A 24,931-nucleotide genomic window follows, 5' to 3' on the forward strand; every position below is an offset into this window, starting at 1 on the left:
GCGCCGCTTCGCTTGAGGAAGGGCCGGGCGCGGGGCTGCGCCGGCTGTTCCGGACGTACCGATGGATTGGCGGCGCATGACCGGCCGGATGGCGGCCGGTGACGCCCGAGGGGCACGGACCTCATGGATTGGGACAAGCTGAAGGTCTTCCACGTCGCGGCCGAGGCCGGGTCGTTCACCCATGCGGGCGAGACGCTGGGCCTCTCCCAATCGGCGGTGAGCCGGCAGGTTTCGGCGCTGGAGGCGGAACTGAAGGTGCCGCTGTTCCACCGCCACGCGCGCGGCCTGATCCTGACCGAGCAGGGCGAGCTGCTCTACCGCACCGCCCATGAGGTGTTCCTGAAGCTGGAATCGGCCCGCGCCCAGCTCACCGACAGCCGCGAGAAGCCCAACGGCGACCTGCGCGTGACCACCACTATCGGCCTCGGCACCCACTGGCTCACCGCGCGGGTGGGCGAGTTCGTGGAGCTGTTCCCGGACATCCGCATCCAGCTGATCCTGACCGACGAGGAGCTGGATCTCGCCATGCGCGAGGCGGACGTGGCCATCCGCATGCGCCAGCCGGTGCAGCCGGATCTGGTCCAGCGCAAGCTGTTCACGGTGCATTTCCACGCCTATGCCTCGGCCGACTATCTCAAGCGCCACGGCCATCCGCGCACGCTGGACGAGCTGGACAAGCACCGCATCCTGCTGCTGGGCGGGCCGATCCCGCCCTATTTCCAGGGCCTGAACTGGCTGGAGCACGCGGGCCGCGAGGGCTCGACGCCGCGCGTTCCCGCGTTCGAGGTCAACAGCGTGCTAGGCCTGAAGCGGGCCGTGGAGCGCGGAGTGGGCATCGGCACCCTGCCGGACTACCTCTCCGACGATGCCTCCTCGCTGGTGCAGCTGTTCACCGACCGCGAAACGCCCAAGCTTGAGGCATACTTCACCTATGCGCAGGAGATGCGCTCGGTGGCGCGGATTCAAGTGTTCCGTGACTTTCTCATCTCCAAGGCGCAGCGCTGGAATTACTGAGGCGCGACTGGCGGAGGTTTCCACCAACCTCCTCCTTCGCGAGCCGCGCGCTGGGGACATGACTGATATGCAGTCAGTCTGCATTGCAAACTGCCTATCGGACGGGCATTGTGCCCAAGCGCTGATCGCACCGGACTGGTGTGTCAGCTGTTCCCCTCTGGAAGGTTCGCCGCACTGCGGCGATACTTGCCGGGTCCTTCATCGGGCCCGGCATTTTTCTTTTCAGGGCCGCCATTCCGGCCGTGCCTTTGTCGTGCAGCCTCCCTATGTTTGCCGGGCTTTCCCTTTCCCTTCGGCACGGGGGTTTTTGACATGGCACTTCTCAAGCGTGGTCTGTCCGGCGAGCCGGTGAAGATTCTCCAGGCCAAGCTCGGCATCGCCGCCGACGGCAAGTTCGGCCCCGGCACCGAGGAGGCGCTCAAGGCCTACCAGACCAAGCATGGCCTTTCCGCGGACGGCATCGCCGGCCCCGACACCTTCGCCGCCCTCGGCCTGCCGGAGCTGATCCTGCTCACCAACGGCAGCAAGGGCGAGACCGTGAAGAAGCTGCAGACCGCCCTCGGCATCACCGCCGACGGCGCCTACGGCCCCGGCACCGCCAAGGCGGTGAAGGACTTCCAGGAAAAGAACGGCCTCGAGGCGGACGGCATGGCCGGTCCGGTCACCCTGGCCAAGATCGATGCCTTCGCCGGCGTGTTCTCGGCCGAAGCGGTGGCCCGCTCGCAGGCTGCGCCCGGCACCATCGCCGCCGACGCCAAGCCGGCCGAGGCTTCGGCCTCCGCGGCGCCGAAGAAGAGCATCTGGCAGTCCATCACCGAGTTCTTCTCCTGACGCGACCGCGCTGAGACGCTGCCGGGCGGGGCCATCCCCGCCCGGAACGGCGCCGCGCCGGCGGGCGTTGCATCGGCAAAGGAGAGCCGATGATCCTGTCCGCCAATGCCCCCTCCGCCGTGTCCCGCGCTGCCGGCCTTGCCGCGCGCAGCGGCATCGTGCCCGACGATCCGGTCCGCCCGCCGGAGCCGCCCATCCTGCCGCCGCGTCCGTTCGAGGAGCCGCCGGGCGTGCCCGATCCCGGCCCCGACCTGCCGGTGCTGCCGGAGGATGACCCGAGCCGGGTTCCCCGCCGCCCGCCGTTTCCCGATCCGGTGCCGGTTCAGCCACCGCCGGACCTTCCCGAGAATCCGCCCCGCGCGCTCGCCCGGGCGGAGGGCTGAGCGCCGGCCGGATACGCGCGTGCAAGAGAGAGGGCCGCAGAGAGGGCCGCGCCGGCGCCGTCCCGACCGGCTCGCGTGACGCGCCGCCGATCCGCTGGCCATGGCGGCAGCGCGGCCGTAGGATCACGGGATCAGCTCCCCCCCCCCCGCGAACGCCCCATGCCCTCCTTCCTGATGGACCGACTGGTGAAGCCCGCAGCCCTCGCCCTCAGCATCGCCGGCCTGCCGCTGGCGGCCGATGCCCGCACGGACCGCCCCGCGCTGTTCGTGGACGTGGCGACGCTGGTGCCGGACGCCGTGTTCGACATGCGCTATTTCGGCACCGAGAATTTCGTCGGCGCCCGGGTGGACGGCTATGGCGCGGCGCGCTGCTTCCTCACCCGTCCGGCGGCGGAAGCGCTGGCGCGGGTGGATGCGGCGGCGCGCGAGCGCGGGCTCGGCCTGCGCATCTTCGACTGCTATCGGCCCGCACGCGCGGTGGCCCATTTCGCGCGCTGGGCGAGCGACCTCGCCGACACCCGCACCAAGCCCGCCTATTATCCGGACGTGGACAAGAAGGACCTGTTCGCGGAGGGCTACATCGCCGCCCGCTCCGGCCATTCGCGCGGCTCCACGCTGGACCTTACCCTGTTCGAGCGCGCCACCGGCCGCGACCTCGACATGGGCACTCCGTTCGACCTGTTCAGCCCGCGCTCGTGGCCGGGCTCGGATGCGGTGACCAAGGCGCAGAAGGCCAACCGGGCGCTGCTCGCCGAGCTGATGAGCGGCGCCGGCTTCAAGCCGTTCGACAAGGAATGGTGGCACTTCACGCTGAAGGACGAGCCGTTCCCGGACACCTATTTCGATTTCCCCATCGAATAGGCGGCGGCCGCCTCAGTTGGGGGAGATTTCCTCTACCTCCAGCCGGCGGCCGCGGGTGTCGAAGAAATCCCCCTCGTTGATGACCAGCCGGTCGGCGCGGATGCGCGCCTCCAGCGCCCTGAGGCGGGCGCGGGCCTCGCCATTGTCGAGCGGCCCGTCGGCGTCGGTCTGGGCGAAGAAGGCCGCGCCGTCCCATTGCTTGCCCGAGCCGGTGAACAGGGCGGCCATCTCCTCCCAGCGCACCTCGTCGCCGATGACATTGAGGAAGGTGGAGGCGAGCGGCGTCAGCGCCGGCTCGGAAATGCGCATCAGCACCACCAGCGCGGTGAAGGCGCCGTTGTCCGCAAACGTCCGGCCGAGCCAGAGGTCGAAATCGGTGTCGGGAATGCGGGGCGGGGCGGAAGCGAGGGGCATGGCGTGCCTTCGGAGCATTTTCGAGCGACGCGGATACCGGTCGGCATGACCTTCTGCGTGAGCCAGGATGACCGGCAGACGCTCTAGAAATCCACCAGCGGCGTGTCGGGGATGTAGTGCTCGAACAGGTACCAGAACGGCGTCTGCCGTGTGGCAAGGTACCAGTCCTCGAACGCGGCGAGGGCCGCCGCGGGGGCGGGATCGGCATCGGCCGCGAACAGCGCCGCCGCCACCGGGGCGAACTTCGCCAGCACCTCGGCGCGGGCCTCGCTGTCGTCGCTCCAGCCGAGCCGGGCCCGCAGCAGCGCCTGGCCGGCGGCTCCCGCCATCTCCGCGTCGGCGGCATCGGCCACCATGGCGGCAAGCGAGGTCATCAGGTCGGCGCGGCGATAGGCGTGGGCGCGCGCGACGGCCAGCGCCTCGGTCCGGGCGGCGGCCTCGCGGCGGAAATCGGTCTCGGCCACGTCCGCGACGCGCTTGGCGGCATCGAGCGCCGAGAGGAAGGCCAGCCGCGCCGCCGCGGGAGCGGCGAGGGGGCTGGACGGGTCCGCCGCCGTCGCGGGAGTTTCAGGAGGGGCCTGGTGCGCCTGCGTCATGGTGCCTTCCCGGAAAGTGGCGGAAGAGAGTGGGAGTCGAACCCACCAAGGACCGGCTCGCGGCCCCTCCCGGATTTGAAGTCCGGACGCCCCACCAGGGACGCTTCTCTTCCTCCGTCGGGCGTTGCCGCCGCATCGGTGCGCGCCGCATCATTCCCCGAGCCGGCGAACAGGTCCAGCCGAAACGGATTGATGCGGCGCAGGTCGCCACGGCGCAGGGTCACGCCGTGGCGGTCGAAGAATTCGAGGATCTGGATCGCCACCTTGCGGCCGTTCAGCACCCGGTCGCGGAATAGCGCCGCGGTGAACTCGGCCTTCAGCCCGGGGCCGCCCAGATCGCGCAGGATCTCCACCATCTGCGCCACCACGGGGCGCAGGAAGAAGTGGTCGTGCGCCACCTCGTCCACGCGGCCGACGCGGCCGGCGAGCTTCATGAGGCGCCGCACCTCCGGCTCGGCGACGCCCAGCATACCCGCGATGTCGCGCACGCGCGGCGGGCGGAAGCGCTCCTCCCCGCCGAGGAGCGGCGCGACGCGCGCCCACAGGGCCTCGTCGGCCGGCGTCAGGCGCACCTCGAAGCCGGCGCGACGCACCCAGGCGCCTTCGAGTCGCACGGTGCCCGCCGGCAGGCTCTCCAGCGCCGAGAGGAAGGCGGCGGCCGGCAGGCGCGGCTCCAGCTGCAGGCGCAGCCGCTCACGCCCCATGCCGGGGAGGTCGGGATTGGCGGCGTGGAAGGCGTCGAGCGCCTCCAGCAACTGCGTGGTGAAGGCGGCGAAGCGGTCCGGCGCCACCGCCACCGTGGCGCTCGGAGTGGGAAGACGCACCAGGCCGAGCGCGTCGGCCAGCGCCTCCCCCTGCGCCGCCGACAGGACGCGGTCGCGGCAGAAGCCGGCGAGATCGGCGTGATAGGGCGGAACCTCCAGCAGGGCGGTGAAGGCGGCTGCCGGATCGCGCAGGGCGAGGGCGTCGAGCTGGGCCAGCCGCTCCGGCGTGCGCCGCTTGCGCCGCGGCCCGCGCAGGTCGAGGAAGCGTCCGCCGCCGATGGTCCTTTGGGCCGAGGTGTCGCGGAGGACGAAGCGGTCCAGCGCCGCCGCGGCGATGGGCGCCTCCAGCACCAGCTGCACCCGGCCGGAGGTGCCGGGCGCGATGGGATCGCCGAGCAGCACCACCCGCGCCCCCACCTCGCGCGCCGCATGGTGGAGCCGCACCGGCTGCCACTGCTCCACCGGCCGCGGCTCCGAGGCCAGGACCCTGAGCTCGCAGTCGATCAGGTCGGCGGGGGCATGCAGCGCCGGGTCCAGCACCACGTCGCCGCGGGCGATGGCGGTCTTGCTGATGCCGTCGCCGGCGAGGTTGAGGCCGCAGCGATCCCCCGCGACGCCGGCCTGCGCCACCCGGTCCTGCGCGCGGATGGAGCGCACGCGGGCGGCAAGGCCCGAGGGGCTCACCACCACCCGGTCGCCCACCTCGACCCGGCCCGACAGCACGGTGCCGGTGACCACCGTGCCGGCGCCGGCGAGGGTGAAGCTGCGGTCCACCGCCAGCCGGAACCGCCCGTCCGCCGCCCGCCGGCCGATCTCGCCGGCGGCCGCCACCAGCGTGGCCCGCAGCGCGTCCATGCCGGCGCCCGTGGGGGCCGACACCCGATGCACGCGCGCGCCGGCGAGCGCGGTGGGAGCGAGCAGCCCGGCAATCTCCGCTTCCACGGCGGCGAGGCGCTCGGGATCGGCCAGATCGGCCTTGGTGAGGGCGACGCAGCCCTCGGCGATGCCCAGGAGATCGAGGATGGCGAGATGCTCGCGCGTCTGCGGCATCACGCCGTCGTCGGCCGCCACCACCAGCAGCGCGTAATCGATGCCGCCCGCGCCGGACAGCATGGTGTGGACGAACTTCTCGTGGCCCGGTACGTCCACGAAGCCCAGCACCTCGCCGGCTTCGGCCTCGCCCACCGGCAGGTAGGCGAAGCCGAGATCGATGGAGATGCCGCGGGCCTTCTCTTCCTTCAGGCGGTCGGTATCGACACCGGTGAGCGCACGCACCAGCGTGGTCTTGCCATGGTCGATATGTCCGGCCGTGCCGATGATCACGTCAGGGCAGCTCCCCCAGCGGGATCGCGGCGCGGCGCTGCGCGGCCGATTCCTCCTCGGGCGTCAGGGTGGCCCGCACGGCGTCGAAGAAGCGGTCGGCGAGGGCGCTGCGTCCGGCGCGGGCGCGCAGCAGCCAGGCGAAGGCGGCGATGCGGTCGCGCGGGACGCCGGCGCCCATGTGGTAGGCGGCGCCCAGCATGGCCTGCCCGTCGGCATCCCCTGCCTCGGCGCCCTTGCGCCACCAGCGGGCGGCCTCGACCGGATCGCGCTCCGTGCCGAGGGCATTGTGGGCGATCATGCCCAGCCGCGTCATGGAGGAGGCGACCCCCTGGTCGGCAGCCGCCAGCGCCCAGCGGCGCGCCTCGGCGGGATCGGCGGCGATCACCTCGCCCTCGAGGAGCATCCAGCTCAGCATGTCCTGCGCCGGGGCGTCGCCGTCCTCCGCGGCGGCGCGGTAGAGCTCGGCGGCACGGGCGTAGTCCTGCGCCACGCCGTCGCCCTTGAAATAGAGCGTGGCGAGGTTGCGCCGGCCCACCGGATCGCCGTTCTCGGCGGACAGCTCCAGCCAGCGGCGGGCGAGGTCGAAGTCGCGATCGACCCCGAGCCCGTCCACGAAGCAGGCGCCGATGTTGTTCTGCGCCCGTGCATTGCCGGTGCGCGCCAGCGGCTCCCACAGGGAGAGCGCGGTCTCATAGTCGCCGGCGACGGCAGCGGCGAGGGCGGCCGCCATCTGCTGGTCGGGGGAGCGGGTGTCGACCGGCGGCTCAGGCTCCGGTTCCGGCTCCGGCTCCTCCGGCTCGGGTTCCGGGGCGGCGGGCGCGGCCTCGAACACGCGTTCCACGAAGCCGGCCTCCGCGATCACCGCGTCGCGGGGGGCACGGGGGAAGGCGATCTCCTCGAACACCGGCTCGGCGCGGACGGGGACGTCCGGCTCGGCCTCCGGCAGGGGATCGAACGGATCTTCCAGCTCGAAGCCGGCGGGTTCCGGCTCCTGCCGCGGCGCCGGCTCCGCGCGCAGGCGCGGGCGCTCGTCGAGGCGGGGACGGTCATCCAGCCGGGGACGCTCCTCCAGCCGCGGGCGCTCCTCGATACGCGGGCGCTCCTCCAGGCGGGGCCGCTCCTCCAGCCGGGGCCGCTCCTCCGTGCGCGGGCGGCGCGGAGCGGGGTCCGGCTCAGCCAGGGGCTGGCCGACAGCGAGCCCGTTGGCGATGTCGTTCAGGAGCGCGTCGAGGTCCGGGCCGGCATCCGCTTCCGGGCCGCGCGCGGCAGGGGACTGGCCGACGGGCCGCGCCTCGGCGCCCTCGCCTTCGGCCTGCGGGCCGTCCTCGGCCGCTCCCCCCTTGCCCTTCAGTCGGTCAAGCCAGCTCATGAGCCCCCTCCAAAGCGGTCACGGACGCAAGAAACGCCGCTTCGTCCTCAAGGCATCTCAGATCGAGCACAAGAGCGTTGCCGTCAATGCGGCCGATCACGGGAATCGGCAATCTGCGCAGCGCATCCGCCAGCCGGAGCAGCGCGCCGCCCCCGCCATCGCTCGCCCGGATGGCGAGGCCGACGCCCGTGAGCGTCTCCAGCGGCAGGGCGCCGGAGCCGATCTGGCTGGCGCAGGCGACAATGCCCACGGTGTAGGAACGCCCGATCCGCGCGGCGAGTTCCGGCATCAGCCGGGCCGCCTGCGCGGAAAGATCCTCCGGCGTGCGGGTGAGGAAGCGCAGGGTGGGCAGGCGTTCGGCCAGGCGGTCCGGGTCGCGGTAGAGGCGAAGCGTCGCCTCCACGGCGGCGAGCCGCACCTTGTCCACGCGCAGCGCGCGCTTCATAGGATTCTTGTTGATGCGGGCGATCAGCTCGCGCCGGCCGACGATGAAGCCGGCCTGCGGCCCGCCCAGGAGCTTGTCGCCGGAGAAGGTGACGATATCCGCCCCCTCCGCCACCGCCTCGCGCACGGTCGGCTCATGGACGAGGCCGTAGCGGGAGAGATCGGCGAGGGTGCCGGAGCCGAGGTCGTTCACCAGCGGCACGCCGCCCGCCGCGGCGATGGCGGCAAGCTCGCGCGCGCCCACCTCCTTGGTGAAGCCCTCGATGCGGTAGTTGGAGGTATGCACCTTCAGGATCACCCCGGTCTCGGGGGTGATGGCTTCCGCATAATCGCGCGGGTGGGTGCGGTTGGTGGTGCCCACCTCATGCAGCAGCGCGCCGGCGCGGCGCATGATCTCCGGCATGCGGAAGGCGCCGCCGATCTCGATCAGTTCGCCGCGCGAGACGATGGCCGGCCGGCCCTGGGCCAGCGTGTTCAGGACGATGAGGACGGCGGCGGCGTTGTTGTTGACGAGGGTGGCATCCTCCGCCCCCGTCAGCTCGCAGATCAGGCCGCGCACATGGTCGTCGCGCTCGCCCCGTCGCCCGCCGCCGAGGTCGTATTCCAGCGCCACCGCGCTGCGCATGGCCTTGACCGCCGCCTCCACCGCCTCCTCCGCGAACACGGCGCGGCCGAGGTTGGTGTGCAGCACCGTGCCGGTGAGGTTGAAGACCGGCCGCAGGCTGGGCGTCGCCGCCGCATCGAGCCGGGCGAGGGCGGCGGCGGCGATCTCCTCCGCGGACGCGGCCGCGCGGGCACCGGCGCGCAGGGCGGCGCGGCGCTCCTCCAGCGCCTCGCGCACTGCATCCGTGGCGGACTGGCGGCCGTGGCGCTCCAGCGCGGCGCGGGCGGCCTCGGTCTTCAGAACCGCATCCACCGAAGGCAGAAGGCGCAGCGCGCCCGACGGGGCTTCGCTCCCGGCGTCGCGGGGAAGGGACGACATGGCCGCCCCCTCAGAAGCCGAGCAGGACGGGGTTGAAGGCGGAGCGCCGGTAGGGCCCGTCCTTCTGCTTCAGGTCGAGACCGAGGCTCGCCACGTCGTCCGCCACCGGATCGATCCCCTCGTCCTTCGCCAGATACATCACCTTGGCGTAGGAATGGCAGCTGTCGCAGGTCTCGGCCTTGATGGCGCCGGGAACGCCAGCGCCCTCGCCCTCCAATTCCTGATAGGCGATGCCGCCGGTGGAGCCGCAGGCGGTGCAGCGCACCCGCACGAAATTCCACAAGGTAGAGCAGAGCGAGCACACGCAATAGCGCGCGCCATGGGCGGCCGGCCAATCCACGATCAGGCTCGCCACCGGCGGTCCGCCGCAGCAGGGGCAGACGCCATCGCCCACCGGCACGAGGCGTTCAGGGTCGAGCCGGGCCGCGAGGCGGGCGAACTGAACCTGCAGCGCCGCCGCCACATACAAATGCGCGGCAAGGCTCTCCACCGGAATGGAATCGGCCAGCACGTTCCGCACCATCTCGTCGCGCGCCACCGCGGAGGCGGCGGTCAGGCGGGCGAGCGCCTCATGCGCGGCCGCCGGCTTCGGGATGGCGGCGGCTTCCACGAGCAGCCGGTCGAATGTGGCGTCGAACGCCGCGTCGGCGGTGAAATGGCCGCGGTCGAGGGGCGGCATGGCATGGGCGCGGGCGCGCTCCAGAGCCTCCGCATCCGGCGGCTCGGGCGCGGCAGCGGCGTCCGCCGCGACCTGCTGCGCGCGGGCGAGGGCGCCGAGAAAGGTGAGGTAGGGGCCGAGCGGGTGGCCCTTCGCCAGATGATCGAACCGAGCCGCGCGCCGCGCGAACAGGGCGGACGGATCCGGCAGATGCACGAAGGCCGGGGCGACGACGCCCTCGAGCACGGAAGGATCGGGCAGGACAGGTCCGGACGGGCCGGCGGTACGCGACATGGGAACCTCACGAACCTCACGGGTCACGTGGAAAATGCCCGGCCGCGGGAGGGCGCGGCCGGGACGACATCATAGTGGGTTACTCGGCGGGAGTCCCGCGCGAGCCCCGTGAGGACACGAGCTCGCGGAGCCACTTCCGGTGGTGCCGCCAGGCCCAGCCGCCCGTGACCTGGCCGTTGGTCATGGCGCTGATGGTGCCCTTCACCCAGATGGCGGCATAGACGTGGACGATCCACACGCAGATGATCGCCACCGCCGCCATCGCATGGACGAGCAGCGCCACGCGCTGCTGCTCGATGCTGGTGAAGCTGGAGAAATAGGCGTTCCAGATCACCAGCCCCGAGCCGATCAGCACCAGGATGAGGAGGGACATGCCCCAGAAGACCATCTTCTGCCCGGCATTGTACTTGCCGAGCTCGGGAAGCTTCTCCTCATGGCCGGCGATCACGTCCCGGATGCGGCGCATCCAGGTGCCGTCCTCGCTCTTCCACAGGTTGGCCTTCCAGAACCTCAGGAACATGCCGGTGAAGGAGAAGAACAGCACCACGCCGATCCACGGATGGATGGTGCGCGTCATCTGCCCCCCGCCGAACAGGCCGGTGAGGAAGAACAGGCTGGGGTGGAACAGGGCGAGGCCCGAGATCGCCAGCAGGATCAGGCTGATGGCCGTGATCCAGTGGTTGATCCGGGCGCCCACCGTGTAGCGGTCCACATGCACCGGCTTGCCGGGATGGACGGCATCGCCGGCTTCCACGTCATAAGGCGCGTTGCTCATGACCGGCCTCCGTTCGCCTGCCTGTCGCCCGCGAGCTTCTCGGCGTTGGCCTCATCCTCCGGGGTCACCCGGTTGGCGCCGTTCACCAGATAGTGCAGCGCGCCGGCGAGGGCGGCAAAGCCCATGACGCCGAGGCCCACATATTTGGTGACGCCCTTCCAGGCCTCCACGATGGGGCTGATGCGCGGATTGTCCGGCAGGCCCGCATAGATGGAGGGCTTGTCGGCGTGGGGCAGCACGTACATCACGTGCGTGCCGCCGACGCCCGGCGGATCATACAGGCCGGCGTTCTTGAAGCCGCGGGACTTCAGGTCCGTGATGCGGCCCTGCGCCCACTCCTTCATCTGCGCCTTGGTGCCGAAGACGATGGCCTGGGTGGGGCACGCCTTCTGGCAGGCGGGACCCTGGCCCACGGCCACGCGGTCGGAGCACAAGGTGCACTTGTAGGCCTTGTTGTCGACCTTGGAGATGCGGGGAATGTTGAAGGGGCACCCCTTCACGCAGTAGCCGCAGCCGATGCACTTGTCGTGGTCGAAGTCCACGATGCCGTTGGAATACTGCACGATGGCGCCGGGCGCCGGGCAGGCCTTCAGGCAGCCCGGATCGGCGCAGTGCATGCAGCCGTCCTTGCGGATGAGCCATTCGAGATTGTCGGTCTCGGGGTTCACCCACTCGGTGAAGCGCATGAGCGTGAGCGAGTTCGGCGTCAGGTCCGGCGGGTTGGTGTAGGTGCCGTTGAAGGTGCCGATCTCCTCATGGAGCTCGTTCCATTCGAGGCACGCCGCCTGGCAGGCCTTGCAGCCGATGCACTTGGACACGTCGATGAGCTTGGCCACCTCGTCCTTGAGCGGCTCCGGCGCCTTGAGCGTCGAAGCCGAACGGCGGTGGAGGTCGGCCGCGCCGAACTTCGGCGCGACCGGGGCGGTGGAGGGGTTCGGGATCGGAGGAAACATGGGTCTTTCTCCTCTCCGTCACGCCACCGGCCCGGTGGAGGGCTCGATGTTCACGAGGAACGCCTTGAACTCGGGCGTCTCGATGTTCGCGTCACCCACGAACGGGGTGAGCACGTTCGCTGGGAAGCCCTTCTTCGCCGCGCCGACGAAGCCCCAGTGGATGGGGATGCCCACGATATGGGTGGGCTTGCCGTCCACCATCAGCGGGCGGATGCGTTTCGTCACGTAGGCCTTGGCGAACACCGACCCGCGCTTCGACCACACCCGGACCCAGCCGGCATTCTGGATGTTCTTCTCCTTCGCCAGCTCCTCGGAGATCTCCACGAAGAATTCGGGCTGGAGCACCGCATTCACGTGGTTGTTCTTGGTCCAGTAGTGGAAGTGCTCGGTGAGCCGGTAGGAGGTCGCCGCGTAGGGGAACTCCTTGGAGGCCGTCTCGGCGAACTGGGCGAAGTCGTCCTTGAACACGCGCGCCACCGGATTGCCCCGGATCTTGGGGGCGATGAGGTTGGCGACCGGGCTCTCGAACGGCTCGTAGTGCACCGGGAACGGGCCCTCCCGCATCATGCCCCGGGCGAACAGGCGCGAGACGCCTTCCGGGTTCATGATGAACGGGCCCACGTCCTGCGGCTTCGCGGTGGGGGCGATGTCGGGCACGTCGTAGCCCGTCCATTTCGACCCGTCCCACTCGATCAGCTTGCGCGTGGGGTCCCACGGCTTGCCGTCGATGTCGCAGGAGGCGCGGTTGTAGAGGATGCGGCGGTTCGCCGGCCAGGCGAACGACCATTTCAGATAGGCGCCGGTACTGTCGGGGTCTGAATTGTCCCGGCGGGCCATCATGTTGCCGGCCTCGGTGTAGGAGCCGGCATAGATCCAGTTGGCGCAGGCGGTGGTGCCGTCGTCGCGCAGGACGCCGAACGTCGCCACCTGCTTGCCGGCCTCGAGGATCTTCTTGGTGGGGTCGTTGGGATCGGTCACGTCGGCGAGCACATAGCCGTTGAGCTCCTTGGTGAGCTCGACCGGCGTGGGCTCGTGCGGGTCCTTGTAGTTCCAGGTCAGGTTGAGGATCGGATCGGGGAAGGCGCCGCCTTCCTTGCGATACAGCTCCTTCAGCCGCAGGTGGATGCCCGACATGATGGCGACGTCGGTCCGCGCCTCGCCCGGAGGCGAGCCGGCCGGCCAGTGCCACTGGATCCAGCGTCCCGAATTGACCAGCGAGCCCTCGTCCTCCGCGAAGCAGGTGGTGGGAAGCTGGATCACCTCGGTCTGGATCTTCGCCGTGTCCACGGGATTGTAGACCCCGTGGTTCTCCCAGAAGCGGGCGGTCTCGGTCTGGAGCGGGTCCATGACCACGAGGAGCTTCAGCTTGGAGAGCGCCTCGGTGAGCTTGGCCCGGTTGGGGAACGCCTGCATCGGGTTGAAGCCCTGGCAGATGTAGACGTTCATCTTGCCCTGCTTCATCAGCTCGAACGCGCGCAGGATGTCGTAGGCCGGCACGTCGAGCTTGGGCAGGAAGTCGAACGCCCAGTTGTTCTCCGCCGTGGCCGTGGCACCCCACATGGCCTTCTGGAACGAGACGAAGAACTTCCGGTAGTTCTGCCAGTAGCTCATCTGGTTGGGACGCAGCGGCTTGAAGCCGCGGGTCGACATGTAGGCGTTGAAGTCCGGCTCGCGCTCCGTCGGCAGGGTGAGGTAGCCGGGGATCATGTTGGACATGAGCCCGACGTCGGTCAGCCCCTGGATGTTGGAGTGGCCGCGCAACGCATTCATGCCGCCGCCGCGCACGCCGATATTCCCAAGGATCAGCTGCAGCATCGCCATGGTGCGGATGTTCTGCGATCCCTTGGAATGCTGGGTCCAGCCAAGCGCGTACATGGAGGTCATCGTCTTGGTGGGAGACGAGCACTCCGCGATCATCGACGCCACCTTGAGGAACTTGTCCTTCGGCGTGCCGGTGATGCGCTCGACCAGTTCGGGCGTGTACTGGGCGACGTGCGCCTTCAGGAGGTTCCACACGCAGCGCGGATTCTGCAGCGTCTCGTCCACCACCGCATAGCCGTCGGGACCGATCTCATAGTCCCAGGTGGAGCGGTTGTAGTCGCGCTTCTCAGCATCATAGCCGGTGAAGAGCCCGTCCTGGTAGGCGAAGCCTTCCTTGACGATGTAGGCGGCGTTGGTGAACGCCTTCACATACTCCCACTGAACCTTGTCGTTGGAGATGCAATAGTTGATGACGCCGTTGAGGAAGGCGATGTCGCTTCCCTGGCGGATGGGCGCGTAATAGTCCGCCACCGCGGCCGAGCGCGTGAAGCGCGGGTCCACGACAACGAGCTTGGCGCCACGGGTGGCTTTCGCCTCCGTCACCCATTTGAATCCGCACGGATGCGCTTCAGCGGCGTTGCCGCCCATGATGACGACCAGGTCCGTGTTCCGGATGTCGGTCCACGAATTGGTCATCGCGCCACGGCCAAAAGTTGGGCCCAAACTGGACACCGTGGGGCCGTGTCAAACCCGCGCCTGATTGTCGAACACAAGCATGCCGGTGCTGCGTACAGCCTTGTACGTGCACCATGCGGTTTCGTTGGTGGTCGCCGAGGCGGCGAGGAAGCCGGTGGTGGTCCACCGGTTCACGGTCACGCCGTCCTTGTTCTTGGCGATGAAATTGGCGTCGCGGTCGTCCTTCATCGCCCGGGCGATCTTGTCGAGCGCCTCGTCCCACGAAATCTTCTCGAACTTGTCGGAGCCCGCGCGCCGGACCATCGGATAGTTGAGGCGCGTTTCGGACTTCACGATGTCGAGCAGGGCCGCGCCCTTCGGGCAGAGCGTCCCGCGGTTGGTCGGGTGGTCGGTGTCACCCTCGATGTGGGTGATGTCCGCCTTTTCGCCCTTGGCGAGGTTGCCCTTGGCAAAGATCAGGATGCCGCAGGCCACCGAGCAATAGGTGCAGGTGTTGCGGACTTCCGTGGTGTTGACGAGACGGAATGGCCGGATGGTGGAGGCGTAGGCCTCCTCGATGGCACCGAAGCCCATCGCTCCCAGCGTCGTTCCCGCCACGCCCGCGCCCGCCGTTCTCAGGAACTGGCGGCGCGTGAGCTCCATGTTCATCGAAGGAAGCCTCCGATCGCTTGCCCCTGACCGGGGACTGTTGCGGGCCCCGTTCGCAGGTACCCGATGCCGGATTTCCGGATGCTGTGGACCGTATTTTGGAACTGGAAGGATGTCAATTTACGTTGGAGCAACTTGCCGTGTTTGCACGAGAATTTCAGCGGGCTGGCCGTGCTGCGATGCAGTGGAGGGAAGGTGCGGACGCCGAGGCGTCGGGCCGTCTTTCGCAATCGCACGTCGAGCGCCTGTTGTGCGATGCAAAACAGCTGGGCGTCACATAATTGAGCGTTGACCGGCCCTGCGCATCGTCGCACTCTGCGAGGGTGAAAATCGGCACGGCTCCCGAGGTTCGGGGCGGACAGCACATTTCATCTTTCCTCCCGAAAGAACAGTGCGGGCGGCACGGCCGGCTTGAGCCGGGCCGGGGCGCGCAGTGGCCGGCTTTTTCTATTCGTTTTAAAGGCGGTAGCGCGGTGCGACTCGCGGCTGCGGACGCGCGGCGGCCCGATCGCCGCCCGCGGCGGCGCCACCCGATGGCGGCCATGCTGCTTGCCGGCCATCTCGCCGGCCTCGCCGCAGCCATGCCGGCGGCGGGGGAGGAGCTGGCGCCGCCGCGCCTGCTCGCCCCGGTCGGCACCTCCGCTCCGGCGGCCCTTCCGGCCGCGGCCCGCGCCCCCCTGCGCGCGCTGGAGGGGCCGCCCCGCGCCGCCGTCGGCGGAGAGGGCGTGGAGGTCGTGCACTTCTTCGCCACATGGTGCGCCCCCTGCAAGCGGGAGCTGCCCGCCCTCGCCCGTTTCGCCGCGCGCCGCCCGCGCATGCCGGTGGTGCTGGTGGACGTGGCCGAGCCGGAGGATCGGGTGCGGCGCTTCTTCGCGTCCGCCCCGGCCCCGGGCGTCGTGCTGCTCGACGCCGACCGGGCGGTGGCCCGCGCCTTCGACGTCAGCCTTCTGCCCGCCACCTTCGTCGTCGTCGACGGCCGCGCCCGCCTTGCCCTGGACGGCGAGGTGGCGTGGGACGACCGGGCGAACGACGCCCTCATCGACGCCATCGGCCGCGCCCATGGCGCCGCCGGCACCCCGGCTCCCGTCGCCATCCGATAACCAAAAGAGGAGGAACGAGATCATGACCAGCCGACGTGACCTGCTGAAGGCCGGCGCCTTCGCCGCCACCGCCGCGATGCTGCCCCGCGCGGCATTCGCGCAGGGTGCCGCCGGCGCCGCCGCGCCGGCCGTGTTCGCGCCGCAGGTGGGCCAGTGGCGCAGCTTCCAGATCGTCACCACGGTGGAGATCCTGAAGCCGGAGGGCCGCGTGCAGGCCTGGCTGCCGGTGGCCTCCTTCACCAATCCCGACTGGTTCAAGCCCGGCGAAAACACCTGGACCACCAACGCCCGCAGCGCGAAGATCGTGCGCGACCAGAGGTCCGGCGCCGAGATGCTGCATCTGGAGTTCGCCGAGGGCGAGGCCGCGCCGAAGGTCGAGCTGACCAGCCGCGCCACCACCCGCGACTGGGCGGTGGACCTCACCCGTCCCGGCAAGCCGGCGCCGCTGTCCGCCGAGGAGCGCCAGCGCAACACCGCCGCCACCGACCTCATCCCCACCACCGGCATCGTCCGGGAGACCTCCGACCGCATCGTCGCCGGCAAGGCGGGCGAGCTCGACAAGGTGGGCGCGATCTTCCAGTGGATCGTCGAGAACACCTATCGCAATCCCGCCACCCGCGGCTGCGGCATCGGCGACATCGCGGCGCTGCTGAAGAGCGGCGACCTTGGCGGCAAGTGCGCCGACCTCAACGCCCTGTTCGTGGGCCTGGTGCGGGCGCAGGGCATTCCCGCCCGCGATGTCTACGGGCTGCGCGTGGTGCCCTCGCGCTTCGGCTACAAGAGCCTCGGCGCCAATGCGGAGATCGTCACCAAGGCCCAGCACTGCCGGGCCGAGGTGTTCCTCTCCGATTTCGGCTGGGTGCCCATGGACCCGGCCGACGTGCGCAAGGTGGTTCTGGAGGAGCCGCCGGGCAAGCTCGCGCTCGACGACCCCAAGGTGGTGGCGGCGCGCAAGGCCCTGTTCGGCTCGTGGGAGGGCAACTGGTTCGCCTTCAATACCGCGCACGACGTGGTATTGCCGGGCTTCGACGGGCCGCACCTCGGCTTCCTCATGTATCCGCAGGCGGCCACCGCGCGCGGCCTCCTCGACTGCCTCGACCCGGACAATTTCAAGTATGTGATCCGGGCCTCCGAGATCGCGGTCTGACCCCTCGCCGGTCGGGGCGGGTGGCCCCCGCCGCCGTGCTGCGGGGTGGCGCGCACGGCGGGGGCATCGCCCCGGCGGTGGTGTGAAACGAAACAGGGATGGAATGAAACCCATGCTCGACGTGCCGAAGGTTCGCCTCACCAGCCTCGCCCACGGCGGGGGATGCGGCTGCAAGCTCGCGCCCTCCGTGCTGCAGGAGCTGCTGGCCGGGCAGGCCGGGGCCGGACCCTTCGCCCGCCTGCTGGTGGGCACCGAGACCGGCGACGACGCCGCCGCGTGGGACCTGGACGGGCAGACGGCCATCATCGCCACCACCGATTTCTTCATGCCCATGGTGGACGACCCGGACCATTTCGGCCGCATCGCCGCCACCAATGCCATCTCGGATGTCTATGCCATGGGCGGCACGCCGCTGATGGCGCTCGCCATCCTCGGCATGCCACTCGGCAAGATCGACACCGAGACCGTCCGCGCCATCCTCGCCGGCGGGCAGGCCATCTGCACGGAGGCGGGGATTCCCGTGGCCGGCGGCCATTCCATCGATTGCCCCGAGCCGGTCTACGGCCTCGCCGTCATCGGCTCCGCGCCGAAGGCGCGTATCCGCCGCAATTCCACGGCGCGGGCGGGCGATGCGCTCATCCTCACCAAGGCGCTGGGCGTGGGGCTCTATTCCGCCGCCTTCAAGAAGGAGGCGCTCTCGCCCGCCGCCTATGACGAGATGATCGCCTCCGTCACGCGGCTCAACCGGGTGGGGGCGGATCTCGGCCGCGAGGCTGCGGTGCACGCCATGACTGACGTGACCGGCTTCGGCATCCTCGGCCACGGGCTGGAGATGGCGCGCGGCTCCGGCCTCACGCTGCGCCTGTCCCTCTCCGCGCTGCCGGTGCTGGCCGAGGCGGAGGCGCTGGCGCGGGCCGGCTTCGTCACCGGCGCCTCGCACCGCAACTGGGCGAGCTACGGCCATGAGGTGGACCTGCCCGAGGGCCTTCAGGACTGGCAGCGCCACCTGCTCACCGATCCGCAGACCTCCGGCGGCCTGCTGGTGGCCTGCGATCCCGCCGAGGCCGACCGGCTGCTCGCCGCCATCCACGCCGCCGGCTATCCGGCCGCCGCGCGGATCGGCTTCGCGGAAGCCGGCCCGGGGCGGGTGCGGATCGAGGCCTGAGGCCGCCGCCGCGGCCGCGCCGTTCACGAATCGAGGAACCGCGCCGCCCGGCGGGTCGTTCTCCCGGTGAAAGGAGAACGGCCATGCCTGCGAATCTGCCTGAGACTGCTCACGGGACGGCGCCCCGCGCACGGCGTGTTCTCGTGCTGCCCTCTCCGGGCGCCACGCATCTGTGCGCATCCGCCCTCGTCGGCGGGCTGATGTTCCTGATGGCCTCCGCCGTGCCCGCGCCCACCTTCGCGCAGGGCGCGTCCCCGCCGGCGACGACGGGCGCATGCGACCAGCCGCCCCACGAGCCGGCCACGCCCCCGGCGCGGGGGGCGGATTCCGGAACCCGGCCGGGCAGCGAGGGCTCCACCGCCTGGACCGGCGGCACCGGCGGCTCCTACACCGGCCTCACTCCCCAGTCGGGCACACCGGCTTCGCCCGACCGCCAGCCGGAGGTCGTGACCGGCGCCGACCCGAAGCCGGAGCCTCAGGCGCGCTGCTAAAGGCGCGCCGCTAGGGGCGCCCGGCCTCGGCGATGATGCCGGGCTCTGGCCTGCGCCACCTTATCTCGCCGAGATCGTAGGCGAGCTGCCGGCGCACCACGCGCGCATCGGCGTCGGATGCATCGCCGGTGCGCGCCTCCACCCGGCGCATCAGCTCCCCCTCCGGCGCGTCCAGCCACACACCGTAGAACCGCGCATCTGCCGCCTGCGCCACCGCCTCGATGGCGTCGCGCTCCTCCGGCCGCGCATGGACGGCATCGACGATGACGCTGTGTCCCGTGGCGAGCACGCGGCGCGCGAGGGCGCGGAGCCGGTCATAGACCCGCGCGCTTGCCTCCGCCGTATAAGCCTCGGGCGGCAGCTTTTCGGTTTCAGCTGCGCCGGAGAGGCGCTTGCGCTCGATATCCGAGCGCAGCACCACCGCTCCGGGGGCGAGCCCGAGCCCGGACGCCATCTTTGCCGCCCAGGTGCTCTTTCCGCTGCCGGACAGACCACCCACTGCGCAGAGCGCCGGGCGGGGCGGACCAGCCGTCTTCCATACCGTGGTTCCTGAGAGCGAAGCCACGGTGTTGGTCGCAGGCGCCTCGACGTCGGCAAAGCGCAGCGCATGCGCGAACTCATCGCGCACCCGTCGCTCCGCCTGCGCCCGCTGCTCTCCCTTGAGATGCGCCAGTCCCGCCGCCTCCACCTTCGCCCGGATACCGGCGCGCAGGCTGAGGAAGAGCGGCAGCGCTTTGAGCCCGTCCAGCTCGGCGTCCTCGCGCGCCCAGAGATAGCGGTTGAAGATGGCGTTCGCCGCGGTCGTCAGGTCTCTCTGCCACAGATCCATGAGGAGAAAGGCGAGGTCATAGAGCACGTCGCAGGTGGCGATCTCGTCGTTGAACTCGATGGCGTCGAACAGCACCGGCCTGCCGTCGATGAGCGCGATGTTGCGCAGGTGCATGTCGCCATGGCAGCGCCGCACGAAGCCGGCTTCGGAGCGTGCGGCGAGCAGCGGGCGGACGCGCGCCAGCGCCGCGCGGGAGACGGTCGCCAGCCGCTCGACGTCCTCGGCCGGGAACAGGTCCGGCCGGGCGGAGAATTCGGCGATGTTGTCTTCCAGATAGGCGCCGAGCGCGCCGGGCGCATCGAAGCCCCGCCGCACCGGCGCGGCGGCGTGGGCCGCCACCACCGTCGCGGCGACGGCTTTCGTCAGCTCGGGCGTGAAGCCGCCGCGCTCGGCGATCCGGTCCAGGGTCTGGTCGGGATCGAAGCGGCGCATCTTCACCGCATACTCCACCGCCGGGCCGTCGCCGCCCAGCGCCAGGCCCTGCGGCGTGCGCACGATGGGCACCACGCCGAGATAGAGCCCCGGCGCCCCTGCGCCAGAGATCTCCACCTCGGCGGCGCAGGCTGTGCGGCGCTTCTCCAGCGTGGAAAAGTCCATGAAAGGGAAGAAGACGGCGCGCTTCACCTTGTAGGCGAGGGGGCCGGCGAGGAAGACGGCGGCGCCGTGGGTGTCGATGCGCGTCACCTCCTCAACGAGGCCGTGGGTGGCGGGATCGGCAAGGAAGGCGAAGACGGCGCTCTGGTCGGCCACCACATGGTCGCCCCCGTTCGGTCGGGGGGCCGGCGCCGGGGAGGCTCCCGGGGAAACGGCGCGATCATCGGGAGCGGTCATCGCCGGCCAAACGTCCTCGGGCGCGAGCATGGAAGAAGCCCCGGCGGGGTGCCGGGGCCGGACGATCTTAGGGCGATGGCCGGCGAAGGGAACCGCCGCTCGTGCCGCGAGACCCCACGTCAGGGCGTGATGGCCACCTTCAGCACGCCGTCGCGCTGGTTGGCGAACAGATCGTAGGCGGCCTCGATGTCGTCCAGCCTGAAGCGGTGGGTGACGAGGGCGCGCGCATCCACCCGGCCGGAGGCCACCACATCCATGAGCCGGCGCATGCGCTCCTTGCCGCCGGGGCACAGGGACGTGACGATGGCGTTGTCGCCGAGCCCCGCCGAGAAGGCGTCGAGCGGGATCCGCAGGTCCGAGGAATAGACCCCGAGGGAGGAGAGTGTGCCGCCGGGCCGCAGCACCCGCAGGGCGGCCTCGAACGTCTCCTGCCGGCCGAGCGCCTCGATGGCCACGTCCACGCCGCGCCCGTCGGTGAGGCGCAGGATCTCCTCCACCGGATCGACCCTGGAGAAATCCACCACCGTGTCGGCGCCCATGGCGCGGGCGACCTCGAGGCGTGCGGGCACGCGGTCCACGGCGATGATGCGGGTGGCGCCCATCAGCTTCGCGCCGGCGGTGGCGCACAGGCCGATGGGCCCCTGCGCGAACACCGCCACCGTGTCGCCGATCTTCACCTTCCCGCTCTCCGCACCGGCGAAGCCGGTGGACATGATGTCCGGGCACATGAGCACCTGCTCGTCGCTGAGCAGGTCCGGCACAGGGGCGAGGTTGGTCATCGCGTCCGGCACCACCAGATATTCCGCCTGCGCGCCATCGATGGTGTTGCCGAAGCGCCAGCCGCCCATGGGCTTGAAGCCATGCTTCATGCGCGGCCCGTCCTGCGAGCTGCAGCCGCACAGGCAGGCGTTGGAATAGCCGGAGGGCGTGATGGCGCCGGCGATGACGCGCTGGCCTTCCGCGAAACCCTCCACCGCCGAGCCCAGCTTCTCGATGATGCCCACCGGCTCGTGGCCGATGGTGAGGCCCTTCGCGACCGGATACTCGCCCTTGAGGATATGGACATCCGTGCCGCAGATGGTGGTGGTGGTGACGCGGATGAGCGCGTCGAGGGGGCCCACATCCGGGATCGGCTTCTCGTCGAGGACGATCCGGCCGTTCTCCACGAAGATGGCCGCCTTCATCTTCGCCCGACCGGGGCGATGGCGCTCGACGGCGGCGGGGGCGAAAGTATCCGTCATGGCGTTTCCTTCCTGTGTGGGCCGGCGCACGGGCGGGGCGGCGGCCATGGACCGATCTTTCGGCCTCGTGCCGGGCGGCGGCATTGACCCCGCTCAACCGGGCCGCGTCGTCCCGGACGCCGGGGCGTTCGGCGCAGCACAGTCTTGCCCGGCCATGAGACGCTTTCGTGTCGCTTTGCGGCGGACGCAGGAAGTTCGCGGCGGACTGTCGGCATGGGCCACGCGGGTGCGTCCTTGGGGCATGGAGGTGGCCATGGCCCGATTGTCCCAGCCCAACATCGCGGCGAGGATCTCGCCCTGCCTGTGGTTCGACGGCGATGCGGAGGATGCCGCGCGCTTCTACGTGTCGCTGTTTCCCGACAGCGCCATCGTCCACGTGCATCCCAACGTGGTGGAGAGCCGCTCCGGCCCCGCCGGCTCGGTGCTGCTGGTGGAGTTCACGCTTGCCGGCCAGCGCTTCCTCGCGCTCAACGGCGGCCAGGCGATGGAATACACCCACGCCGTCTCCCTCAGCGTCGAGTGCGCCGACCAGGCGGAGGTGGACCGCCTGTGGGCCGGCCTTCTGGCGGACGGCGGCGTGGCGGAATGTTGCGGCTGGCTGCGCGACCGCTGGGGCCTGTGCTGGCAGATCGTGCCCGCTGTCATGCCGGGCCTCCTCACCGATGCCGACCCCGCCACCGCCGCGCGGGTGATGGAGGCGATGCTCGCCATGACCAAACTGGATATCGCCGCTCTGGAGAGGGCCGCCGCTGGCTGAGGGGACGCCGCCTGCATGCCGCAGAGCCCCGTCCGGGTGTAGGATGGGGCCGGCTGTTGCAGCCGGTTTCATCCAGCCCGCCTTCGCGCGGACATTTCAGGGCCCTCGGGCCGACGGGGATTTCATGACCGAACCATCGCAGCCGGTGCCGGAAGGCGCCGGGACACCGCATCTGTCGCCCGCCGCGCTGGAGCGCTGGGCCAGCCTGCCGGAGGATGCGCCGCTCGCGCTTGCGCTCACCCGCGGCGATCTCGACAACCTGCTGCTGGCCCTGCGCAATCTCGCCATCGGCCAGAACGAGCTGGTGGTGGCGCTCTCCGCCCATACCGAGCAGGACATGGACGGCTGCGTCGAGGCGCTGATGCGGGCCAATGAGGTCTCGCGCTCCGCGTTCGCGCGCATCACCGGCTTCATCGGCGCGGTGATGGCAACGGCCGCGCCCAAGGGGGCGTGACATGCTTCCGTCCCGGCCGGCTTGCAGCCGCCGGGGCGCGAACGCTTGTGCCGGTTCAGCTGCGCCGGTTCAGCTGCGCCGGCTCAGCTGCGCCACTTCGTTTGTGCTGGACCACCCGCGCGCATTCACCTCTGCGCGTTCACCTGTGCCCGCTCGTCCGCGCCGGTTCAGGCGTGAGCCGGCTGGCGATCGGTCGCGGTGCCGGCGCGCGTCTTCTCCACCAGGTGGCCGGCGAGCCGGTGGGCCATGGCCATGATGGTGAGGGTGAGGTGCTTGTCCGGCAGGACGGGGATCACGCCGCCATCGCAGACATAGACGTTGTCGAGGTCGTGGCAGCGCAGGTTCGCATCCACCACGCCCTTGCCCGGGTCCGCCGAGATGGCGGTGGTGCCGGCATAATGGATGCCGGTGCCCGAATTGTCGCGCGAGGCGTAGATGGAGGTGGCGCCGGCGTGGCGCAGCACCTTGCGGCCCCAGGCCTCCATGGCGTCCATCATGGCGTCCGCCTTGTCGGAGGACGAGAAGTCCACCGTCACGTGGCGCATGCCGAAGCGGTCCGTGGTGGCGGCCGGGCGCACCCGGTTGGCCGGGTTCGGATCGCCGGCGCAGAACAGGCCGAGCGTGACGTAGCTGTGGAACATGAACCGCGCGAGGCGCTCCTTCATGAAGGGCGGGAAGCGCTTCATGCCGGCGAGATAGTGGGGCACGTCCGGCACGCCGTGGATGGCGTGGCCGATGAAGGGGAACTCCGCGCCGTCCGGCATCTGGCCGCGCGACAGGAGGATCAGCAGGTCGCCGTAGCCGATGTCATAGTCCCGGTGCTTGCCCCACAGCCGCCAGAGCGAGGTGGAGAGCACCGACTTGGGATTGTCCTGCAGCCTCAGGCCGAGCTGGCCGAAGGCGTTGCCCATGCCTTCGGGCGCGAGGTCGTCCGCCGAGTTGAAGAGGATGCGCGGGCTTTCCACCGCGCCGGTGGCGAGCACCACCTGATCGGCGGTGAGCAGGCGCGCCTCGCCGGTGGCCATGTCGCGATATTCGACGCCGAGCACCCGCCGCGTGCCGGGCTCGCGCAGCAGGCGCGTCACCTTGGCGCCGGTGCGCAGCTCGTAGTTCGGCAGGTGCGCGATTTCCGGCAGGAGCCGGGCCGTGAACTTGTAGACCGCGCCGGTGGGGCAGCCGGAGGTGCAGATGCCGGTGGACTTGCAGGCCTGCGGGCTGTCGGGCCGGGTGTCGATGGCCTTGCGGTTGGGAATGGCGTGGGAGAACGGCTCCTCGAGCTCGTTCACCGCGTCGACGATCATGCGGTCGGCCGGGCGCAGGGGCTTGGGCGGCACGTAGATGCCGTCCGGAAGCTCGTCCAGGTTCTCCGCCGTGCCGCAGACGGTGATGCGCTGTTCCACCGCGTCATAATGCGGCGCGAGCTCGGCGTAGCGGAACGGCCAGTCGGCGAAATCGCGCTCGGAAAAGCGCACGCTCACGCCGTTCCACAGGTTCTGGAGGCCGTTCACCGCCACGATCTGGTAGTGGCGGAAGCCGCCTTCCGGCCAGCCGGTGGAGCCGTCGTCGCCCTTCTCGAACAACGGGTGGACGAACAGGCTGTCGTGCGGCTCGGCCGGCCACACCGTGTTGGAGCGGATGCCGAAATCGAGCGCGGAGCCGGGCGGGTCGACGCGCTTGAAGTAATCATCTACCAGCTGGCCGCCCTGCTCCAGGGAGACCACGGTCAGGCCCGCCTTGGCGAGCTCATAGGCGAGGATGCCGCCGCCCGCGCCGGTACCGACGACGATCACGTCGCAATGGGACGCCTCAGCCACGCGCGCCTCCCAGGGGCCATTCGCCCACCGAGCCGAGGAAGCCCGGCGAGGCGAAGTAGACATATTCGAAGAAGGTGTGGACCGCCTCGGCGTCCTCGGCGAGGTGCTCGCGGCCGACCTCGCCCTGCGGGAAGCCGGAGCGCTCGGCGATGCGCCGGAAGGCGGCGTTGAGCTGCACGTTCAGCGCGGCGATGCGGGCAAGGTCTGCCACCAGCGGCTCGAGGCCGTGGCGGTAGGGATCGAGCGGGAGAAGGGCATTCACCAGCCCCTCGAAATCGAGCGGCGCTGCGGGCGCCGCCGGTGCGGTGTCGGTGGTCGAGGCCATGGCGGGGCTCT

22 protein-coding genes, 1 tRNA gene and 1 pseudogene are annotated in these 24,931 nt (G+C 70.5%); 10 read left to right on the forward strand and 14 right to left on the reverse strand.

The window, feature by feature from the left end; translation table 11 throughout:
* Positions 1-123 precede the first annotated feature (123 nt).
* The 4 genes from V5F49_RS14690 to V5F49_RS14705 all read left to right on the forward strand — a co-directional run bounded on the left by V5F49_RS14690 (position 124) and on the right by V5F49_RS14705 (position 3,089).
* Positions 124-1,014 (forward strand): LysR family transcriptional regulator, encoded by an 891-nt coding sequence (locus V5F49_RS14690; RefSeq protein ID WP_394117014.1) that lies wholly within the window; start codon positions 124-126, stop codon positions 1,012-1,014.
* Between the two features lie 312 nt (positions 1,015-1,326).
* Positions 1,327-1,845 (forward strand): peptidoglycan-binding domain-containing protein, encoded by a 519-nt coding sequence (locus V5F49_RS14695; RefSeq protein ID WP_394117015.1) that lies wholly within the window; start codon positions 1,327-1,329, stop codon positions 1,843-1,845.
* A gap of 89 nt (positions 1,846-1,934) precedes the next feature.
* Positions 1,935-2,228, forward strand: a complete 294-nt coding sequence (locus V5F49_RS14700) for a hypothetical protein (protein ID WP_394117016.1) — start codon at positions 1,935-1,937, stop codon at positions 2,226-2,228.
* Positions 2,229-2,387: 159 nt separating this feature from the next.
* Positions 2,388-3,089, forward strand: a complete 702-nt coding sequence (locus V5F49_RS14705) for a M15 family metallopeptidase (protein WP_394117017.1) — start codon at positions 2,388-2,390, stop codon at positions 3,087-3,089.
* 12 nt (positions 3,090-3,101) lie between these two features.
* Here V5F49_RS14705 and V5F49_RS14710 read toward each other — a convergent pair whose 3' ends face one another.
* From V5F49_RS14710 to fdnG, 10 genes and pseudogenes are all read right to left on the reverse strand, one after another.
* Positions 3,102-3,503: a hypothetical protein gene (locus V5F49_RS14710; RefSeq protein WP_394117018.1), complete on the reverse strand. Its 402-nt coding sequence runs from the start codon at positions 3,501-3,503 to the stop codon at positions 3,102-3,104.
* Positions 3,504-3,586: 83 nt separating this feature from the next.
* Positions 3,587-4,099, reverse strand: a complete 513-nt coding sequence (locus tag V5F49_RS14715; RefSeq protein WP_394117019.1) for a hypothetical protein — start codon at positions 4,097-4,099, stop codon at positions 3,587-3,589.
* Between the two features lie 17 nt (positions 4,100-4,116).
* Positions 4,117-4,212 (reverse strand) — tRNA-Sec (locus V5F49_RS14720).
* 138 nt (positions 4,213-4,350) lie between these two features.
* Positions 4,351-6,186 (reverse strand): annotated as a pseudogene (gene selB / locus V5F49_RS14725) (selenocysteine-specific translation elongation factor); the annotation flags it as partial.
* Position 6,187: 1 nt separating this feature from the next.
* Positions 6,188-6,916, reverse strand: coding sequence for a tetratricopeptide repeat protein (locus tag V5F49_RS14730; RefSeq protein ID WP_394117164.1), 729 nt, complete (start codon positions 6,914-6,916; stop codon positions 6,188-6,190).
* Positions 6,917-7,541: 625 nt separating this feature from the next.
* Positions 7,542-8,981, reverse strand: coding sequence for an L-seryl-tRNA(Sec) selenium transferase (gene selA, locus V5F49_RS14735; protein WP_394117020.1), 1,440 nt, complete (start codon positions 8,979-8,981; stop codon positions 7,542-7,544).
* Between the two features lie 10 nt (positions 8,982-8,991).
* The gene (gene fdhE / locus V5F49_RS14740) at positions 8,992-9,933 is read right to left on the reverse strand and encodes a formate dehydrogenase accessory protein FdhE (protein WP_394117021.1); all 942 of its coding nucleotides are present in this window, start codon (positions 9,931-9,933) and stop codon (positions 8,992-8,994) included.
* 79 nt (positions 9,934-10,012) lie between these two features.
* Positions 10,013-10,708, reverse strand: a complete 696-nt coding sequence (locus V5F49_RS14745) for a formate dehydrogenase subunit gamma (protein WP_394117022.1) — start codon at positions 10,706-10,708, stop codon at positions 10,013-10,015.
* The gene (gene fdxH / locus V5F49_RS14750; protein WP_394117023.1) at positions 10,705-11,661 is read right to left on the reverse strand and encodes a formate dehydrogenase subunit beta; all 957 of its coding nucleotides are present in this window, start codon (positions 11,659-11,661) and stop codon (positions 10,705-10,707) included. The genes V5F49_RS14745 and fdxH overlap by 4 nt, the downstream gene beginning before the upstream one ends.
* Before the next feature lie 18 nt (positions 11,662-11,679).
* Positions 11,680-14,766, reverse strand: coding sequence for a formate dehydrogenase-N subunit alpha (gene fdnG / locus V5F49_RS14755; RefSeq protein ID WP_394117024.1), 3,087 nt, complete (start codon positions 14,764-14,766; stop codon positions 11,680-11,682).
* 533 nt (positions 14,767-15,299) lie between these two features.
* Here fdnG and V5F49_RS14760 point away from each other — a divergent pair.
* From V5F49_RS14760 to V5F49_RS14775, 4 genes are all read left to right on the forward strand, one after another.
* A complete protein-coding gene (locus V5F49_RS14760; RefSeq protein WP_394117025.1) occupies positions 15,300-15,866 on the forward strand; it encodes a TlpA family protein disulfide reductase in 567 nt (188 codons plus the stop codon).
* Positions 15,867-15,888: 22 nt separating this feature from the next.
* Positions 15,889-17,013, forward strand: a complete 1,125-nt coding sequence (locus V5F49_RS14765; protein ID WP_394117026.1) for a transglutaminase-like domain-containing protein — start codon at positions 15,889-15,891, stop codon at positions 17,011-17,013.
* A gap of 112 nt (positions 17,014-17,125) precedes the next feature.
* A complete protein-coding gene (gene selD / locus V5F49_RS14770; RefSeq protein ID WP_394117027.1) occupies positions 17,126-18,178 on the forward strand; it encodes a selenide, water dikinase SelD in 1,053 nt (350 codons plus the stop codon).
* A gap of 83 nt (positions 18,179-18,261) precedes the next feature.
* Positions 18,262-18,669, forward strand: a complete 408-nt coding sequence (locus V5F49_RS14775) for a hypothetical protein (protein WP_394117028.1) — start codon at positions 18,262-18,264, stop codon at positions 18,667-18,669.
* Between the two features lie 10 nt (positions 18,670-18,679).
* Here V5F49_RS14775 and V5F49_RS14780 read toward each other — a convergent pair whose 3' ends face one another.
* The gene (locus tag V5F49_RS14780) at positions 18,680-20,329 is read right to left on the reverse strand and encodes a bifunctional aminoglycoside phosphotransferase/ATP-binding protein (protein ID WP_394117029.1); all 1,650 of its coding nucleotides are present in this window, start codon (positions 20,327-20,329) and stop codon (positions 18,680-18,682) included.
* A 119-nt stretch (positions 20,330-20,448) separates the two neighbouring features.
* Positions 20,449-21,570, reverse strand: coding sequence for an NAD(P)-dependent alcohol dehydrogenase (locus V5F49_RS14785; RefSeq protein WP_394117030.1), 1,122 nt, complete (start codon positions 21,568-21,570; stop codon positions 20,449-20,451).
* 253 nt (positions 21,571-21,823) lie between these two features.
* Here V5F49_RS14785 and V5F49_RS14790 point away from each other — a divergent pair, with 253 nt between their 5' ends.
* Together V5F49_RS14790 and V5F49_RS14795 are read left to right on the forward strand one after the other, a co-directional pair.
* Complete coding sequence (locus V5F49_RS14790; RefSeq protein ID WP_394117031.1) at positions 21,824-22,327, forward strand: VOC family protein; 504 nt, start codon at positions 21,824-21,826, stop codon at positions 22,325-22,327.
* Between the two features lie 124 nt (positions 22,328-22,451).
* Positions 22,452-22,781 (forward strand): hypothetical protein, encoded by a 330-nt coding sequence (locus V5F49_RS14795; protein ID WP_394117032.1) that lies wholly within the window; start codon positions 22,452-22,454, stop codon positions 22,779-22,781.
* A 167-nt stretch (positions 22,782-22,948) separates the two neighbouring features.
* On the opposite strand, the gene V5F49_RS14800 is transcribed toward V5F49_RS14795, so the two are convergent.
* Together V5F49_RS14800 and V5F49_RS14805 are read right to left on the reverse strand one after the other, a co-directional pair.
* Positions 22,949-24,595: a GMC oxidoreductase gene (locus V5F49_RS14800; RefSeq protein ID WP_394117033.1), complete on the reverse strand. Its 1,647-nt coding sequence runs from the start codon at positions 24,593-24,595 to the stop codon at positions 22,949-22,951.
* A complete protein-coding gene (locus V5F49_RS14805) occupies positions 24,588-24,920 on the reverse strand; it encodes a hypothetical protein (protein WP_394117034.1) in 333 nt (110 codons plus the stop codon). Before V5F49_RS14805 ends, V5F49_RS14800 begins: the two co-directional genes overlap by 8 nt.
* Between the last annotated feature and the right edge of the window lie 11 nt (positions 24,921-24,931).

Origin of the sequence: Xanthobacter lutulentifluminis, from assembly GCF_043194675.2 — a bacterium.
In the GTDB taxonomy this organism is placed as follows: domain Bacteria; phylum Pseudomonadota; class Alphaproteobacteria; order Rhizobiales; family Xanthobacteraceae; genus Xanthobacter.

Excerpts from the sequence above, each read along its gene's own strand:
- V5F49_RS14690 (WP_394117014.1), top strand. The coding sequence starts at position 124 with ATGGATTGGGACAAGCTGAAGGTCTTCCACGTCGCGGCCGAGGCCGGG.
- V5F49_RS14695 (WP_394117015.1), top strand. The coding sequence starts at position 1,327 with ATGGCACTTCTCAAGCGTGGTCTGTCCGGCGAGCCGGTGAAGATTCTC.
- V5F49_RS14700 (WP_394117016.1), top strand. The coding sequence starts at position 1,935 with ATGATCCTGTCCGCCAATGCCCCCTCCGCCGTGTCCCGCGCTGCCGGC.
- V5F49_RS14705 (WP_394117017.1), top strand. The coding sequence starts at position 2,388 with ATGCCCTCCTTCCTGATGGACCGACTGGTGAAGCCCGCAGCCCTCGCC.
- V5F49_RS14710 (WP_394117018.1), bottom strand. The coding sequence starts at position 3,503 with ATGCCCCTCGCTTCCGCCCCGCCCCGCATTCCCGACACCGATTTCGAC.
- V5F49_RS14715 (WP_394117019.1), bottom strand. The coding sequence starts at position 4,099 with ATGACGCAGGCGCACCAGGCCCCTCCTGAAACTCCCGCGACGGCGGCG.
- V5F49_RS14730 (WP_394117164.1), bottom strand. The coding sequence starts at position 6,916 with ATGGCGGCCGCCCTCGCCGCTGCCGTCGCCGGCGACTATGAGACCGCG.
- selA (WP_394117020.1), bottom strand. The coding sequence starts at position 8,981 with ATGTCGTCCCTTCCCCGCGACGCCGGGAGCGAAGCCCCGTCGGGCGCG.
- fdhE (WP_394117021.1), bottom strand. The coding sequence starts at position 9,933 with ATGTCGCGTACCGCCGGCCCGTCCGGACCTGTCCTGCCCGATCCTTCC.
- V5F49_RS14745 (WP_394117022.1), bottom strand. The coding sequence starts at position 10,708 with ATGAGCAACGCGCCTTATGACGTGGAAGCCGGCGATGCCGTCCATCCC.
- fdxH (WP_394117023.1), bottom strand. The coding sequence starts at position 11,661 with ATGTTTCCTCCGATCCCGAACCCCTCCACCGCCCCGGTCGCGCCGAAG.
- V5F49_RS14760 (WP_394117025.1), top strand. The coding sequence starts at position 15,300 with ATGGCGGCCATGCTGCTTGCCGGCCATCTCGCCGGCCTCGCCGCAGCC.
- V5F49_RS14765 (WP_394117026.1), top strand. The coding sequence starts at position 15,889 with ATGACCAGCCGACGTGACCTGCTGAAGGCCGGCGCCTTCGCCGCCACC.
- selD (WP_394117027.1), top strand. The coding sequence starts at position 17,126 with ATGCTCGACGTGCCGAAGGTTCGCCTCACCAGCCTCGCCCACGGCGGG.
- V5F49_RS14775 (WP_394117028.1), top strand. The coding sequence starts at position 18,262 with ATGCCTGCGAATCTGCCTGAGACTGCTCACGGGACGGCGCCCCGCGCA.
- V5F49_RS14780 (WP_394117029.1), bottom strand. The coding sequence starts at position 20,329 with ATGACCGCTCCCGATGATCGCGCCGTTTCCCCGGGAGCCTCCCCGGCG.
- V5F49_RS14785 (WP_394117030.1), bottom strand. The coding sequence starts at position 21,570 with ATGACGGATACTTTCGCCCCCGCCGCCGTCGAGCGCCATCGCCCCGGT.
- V5F49_RS14790 (WP_394117031.1), top strand. The coding sequence starts at position 21,824 with ATGGCCCGATTGTCCCAGCCCAACATCGCGGCGAGGATCTCGCCCTGC.
- V5F49_RS14795 (WP_394117032.1), top strand. The coding sequence starts at position 22,452 with ATGACCGAACCATCGCAGCCGGTGCCGGAAGGCGCCGGGACACCGCAT.
- V5F49_RS14805 (WP_394117034.1), bottom strand. The coding sequence starts at position 24,920 with ATGGCCTCGACCACCGACACCGCACCGGCGGCGCCCGCAGCGCCGCTC.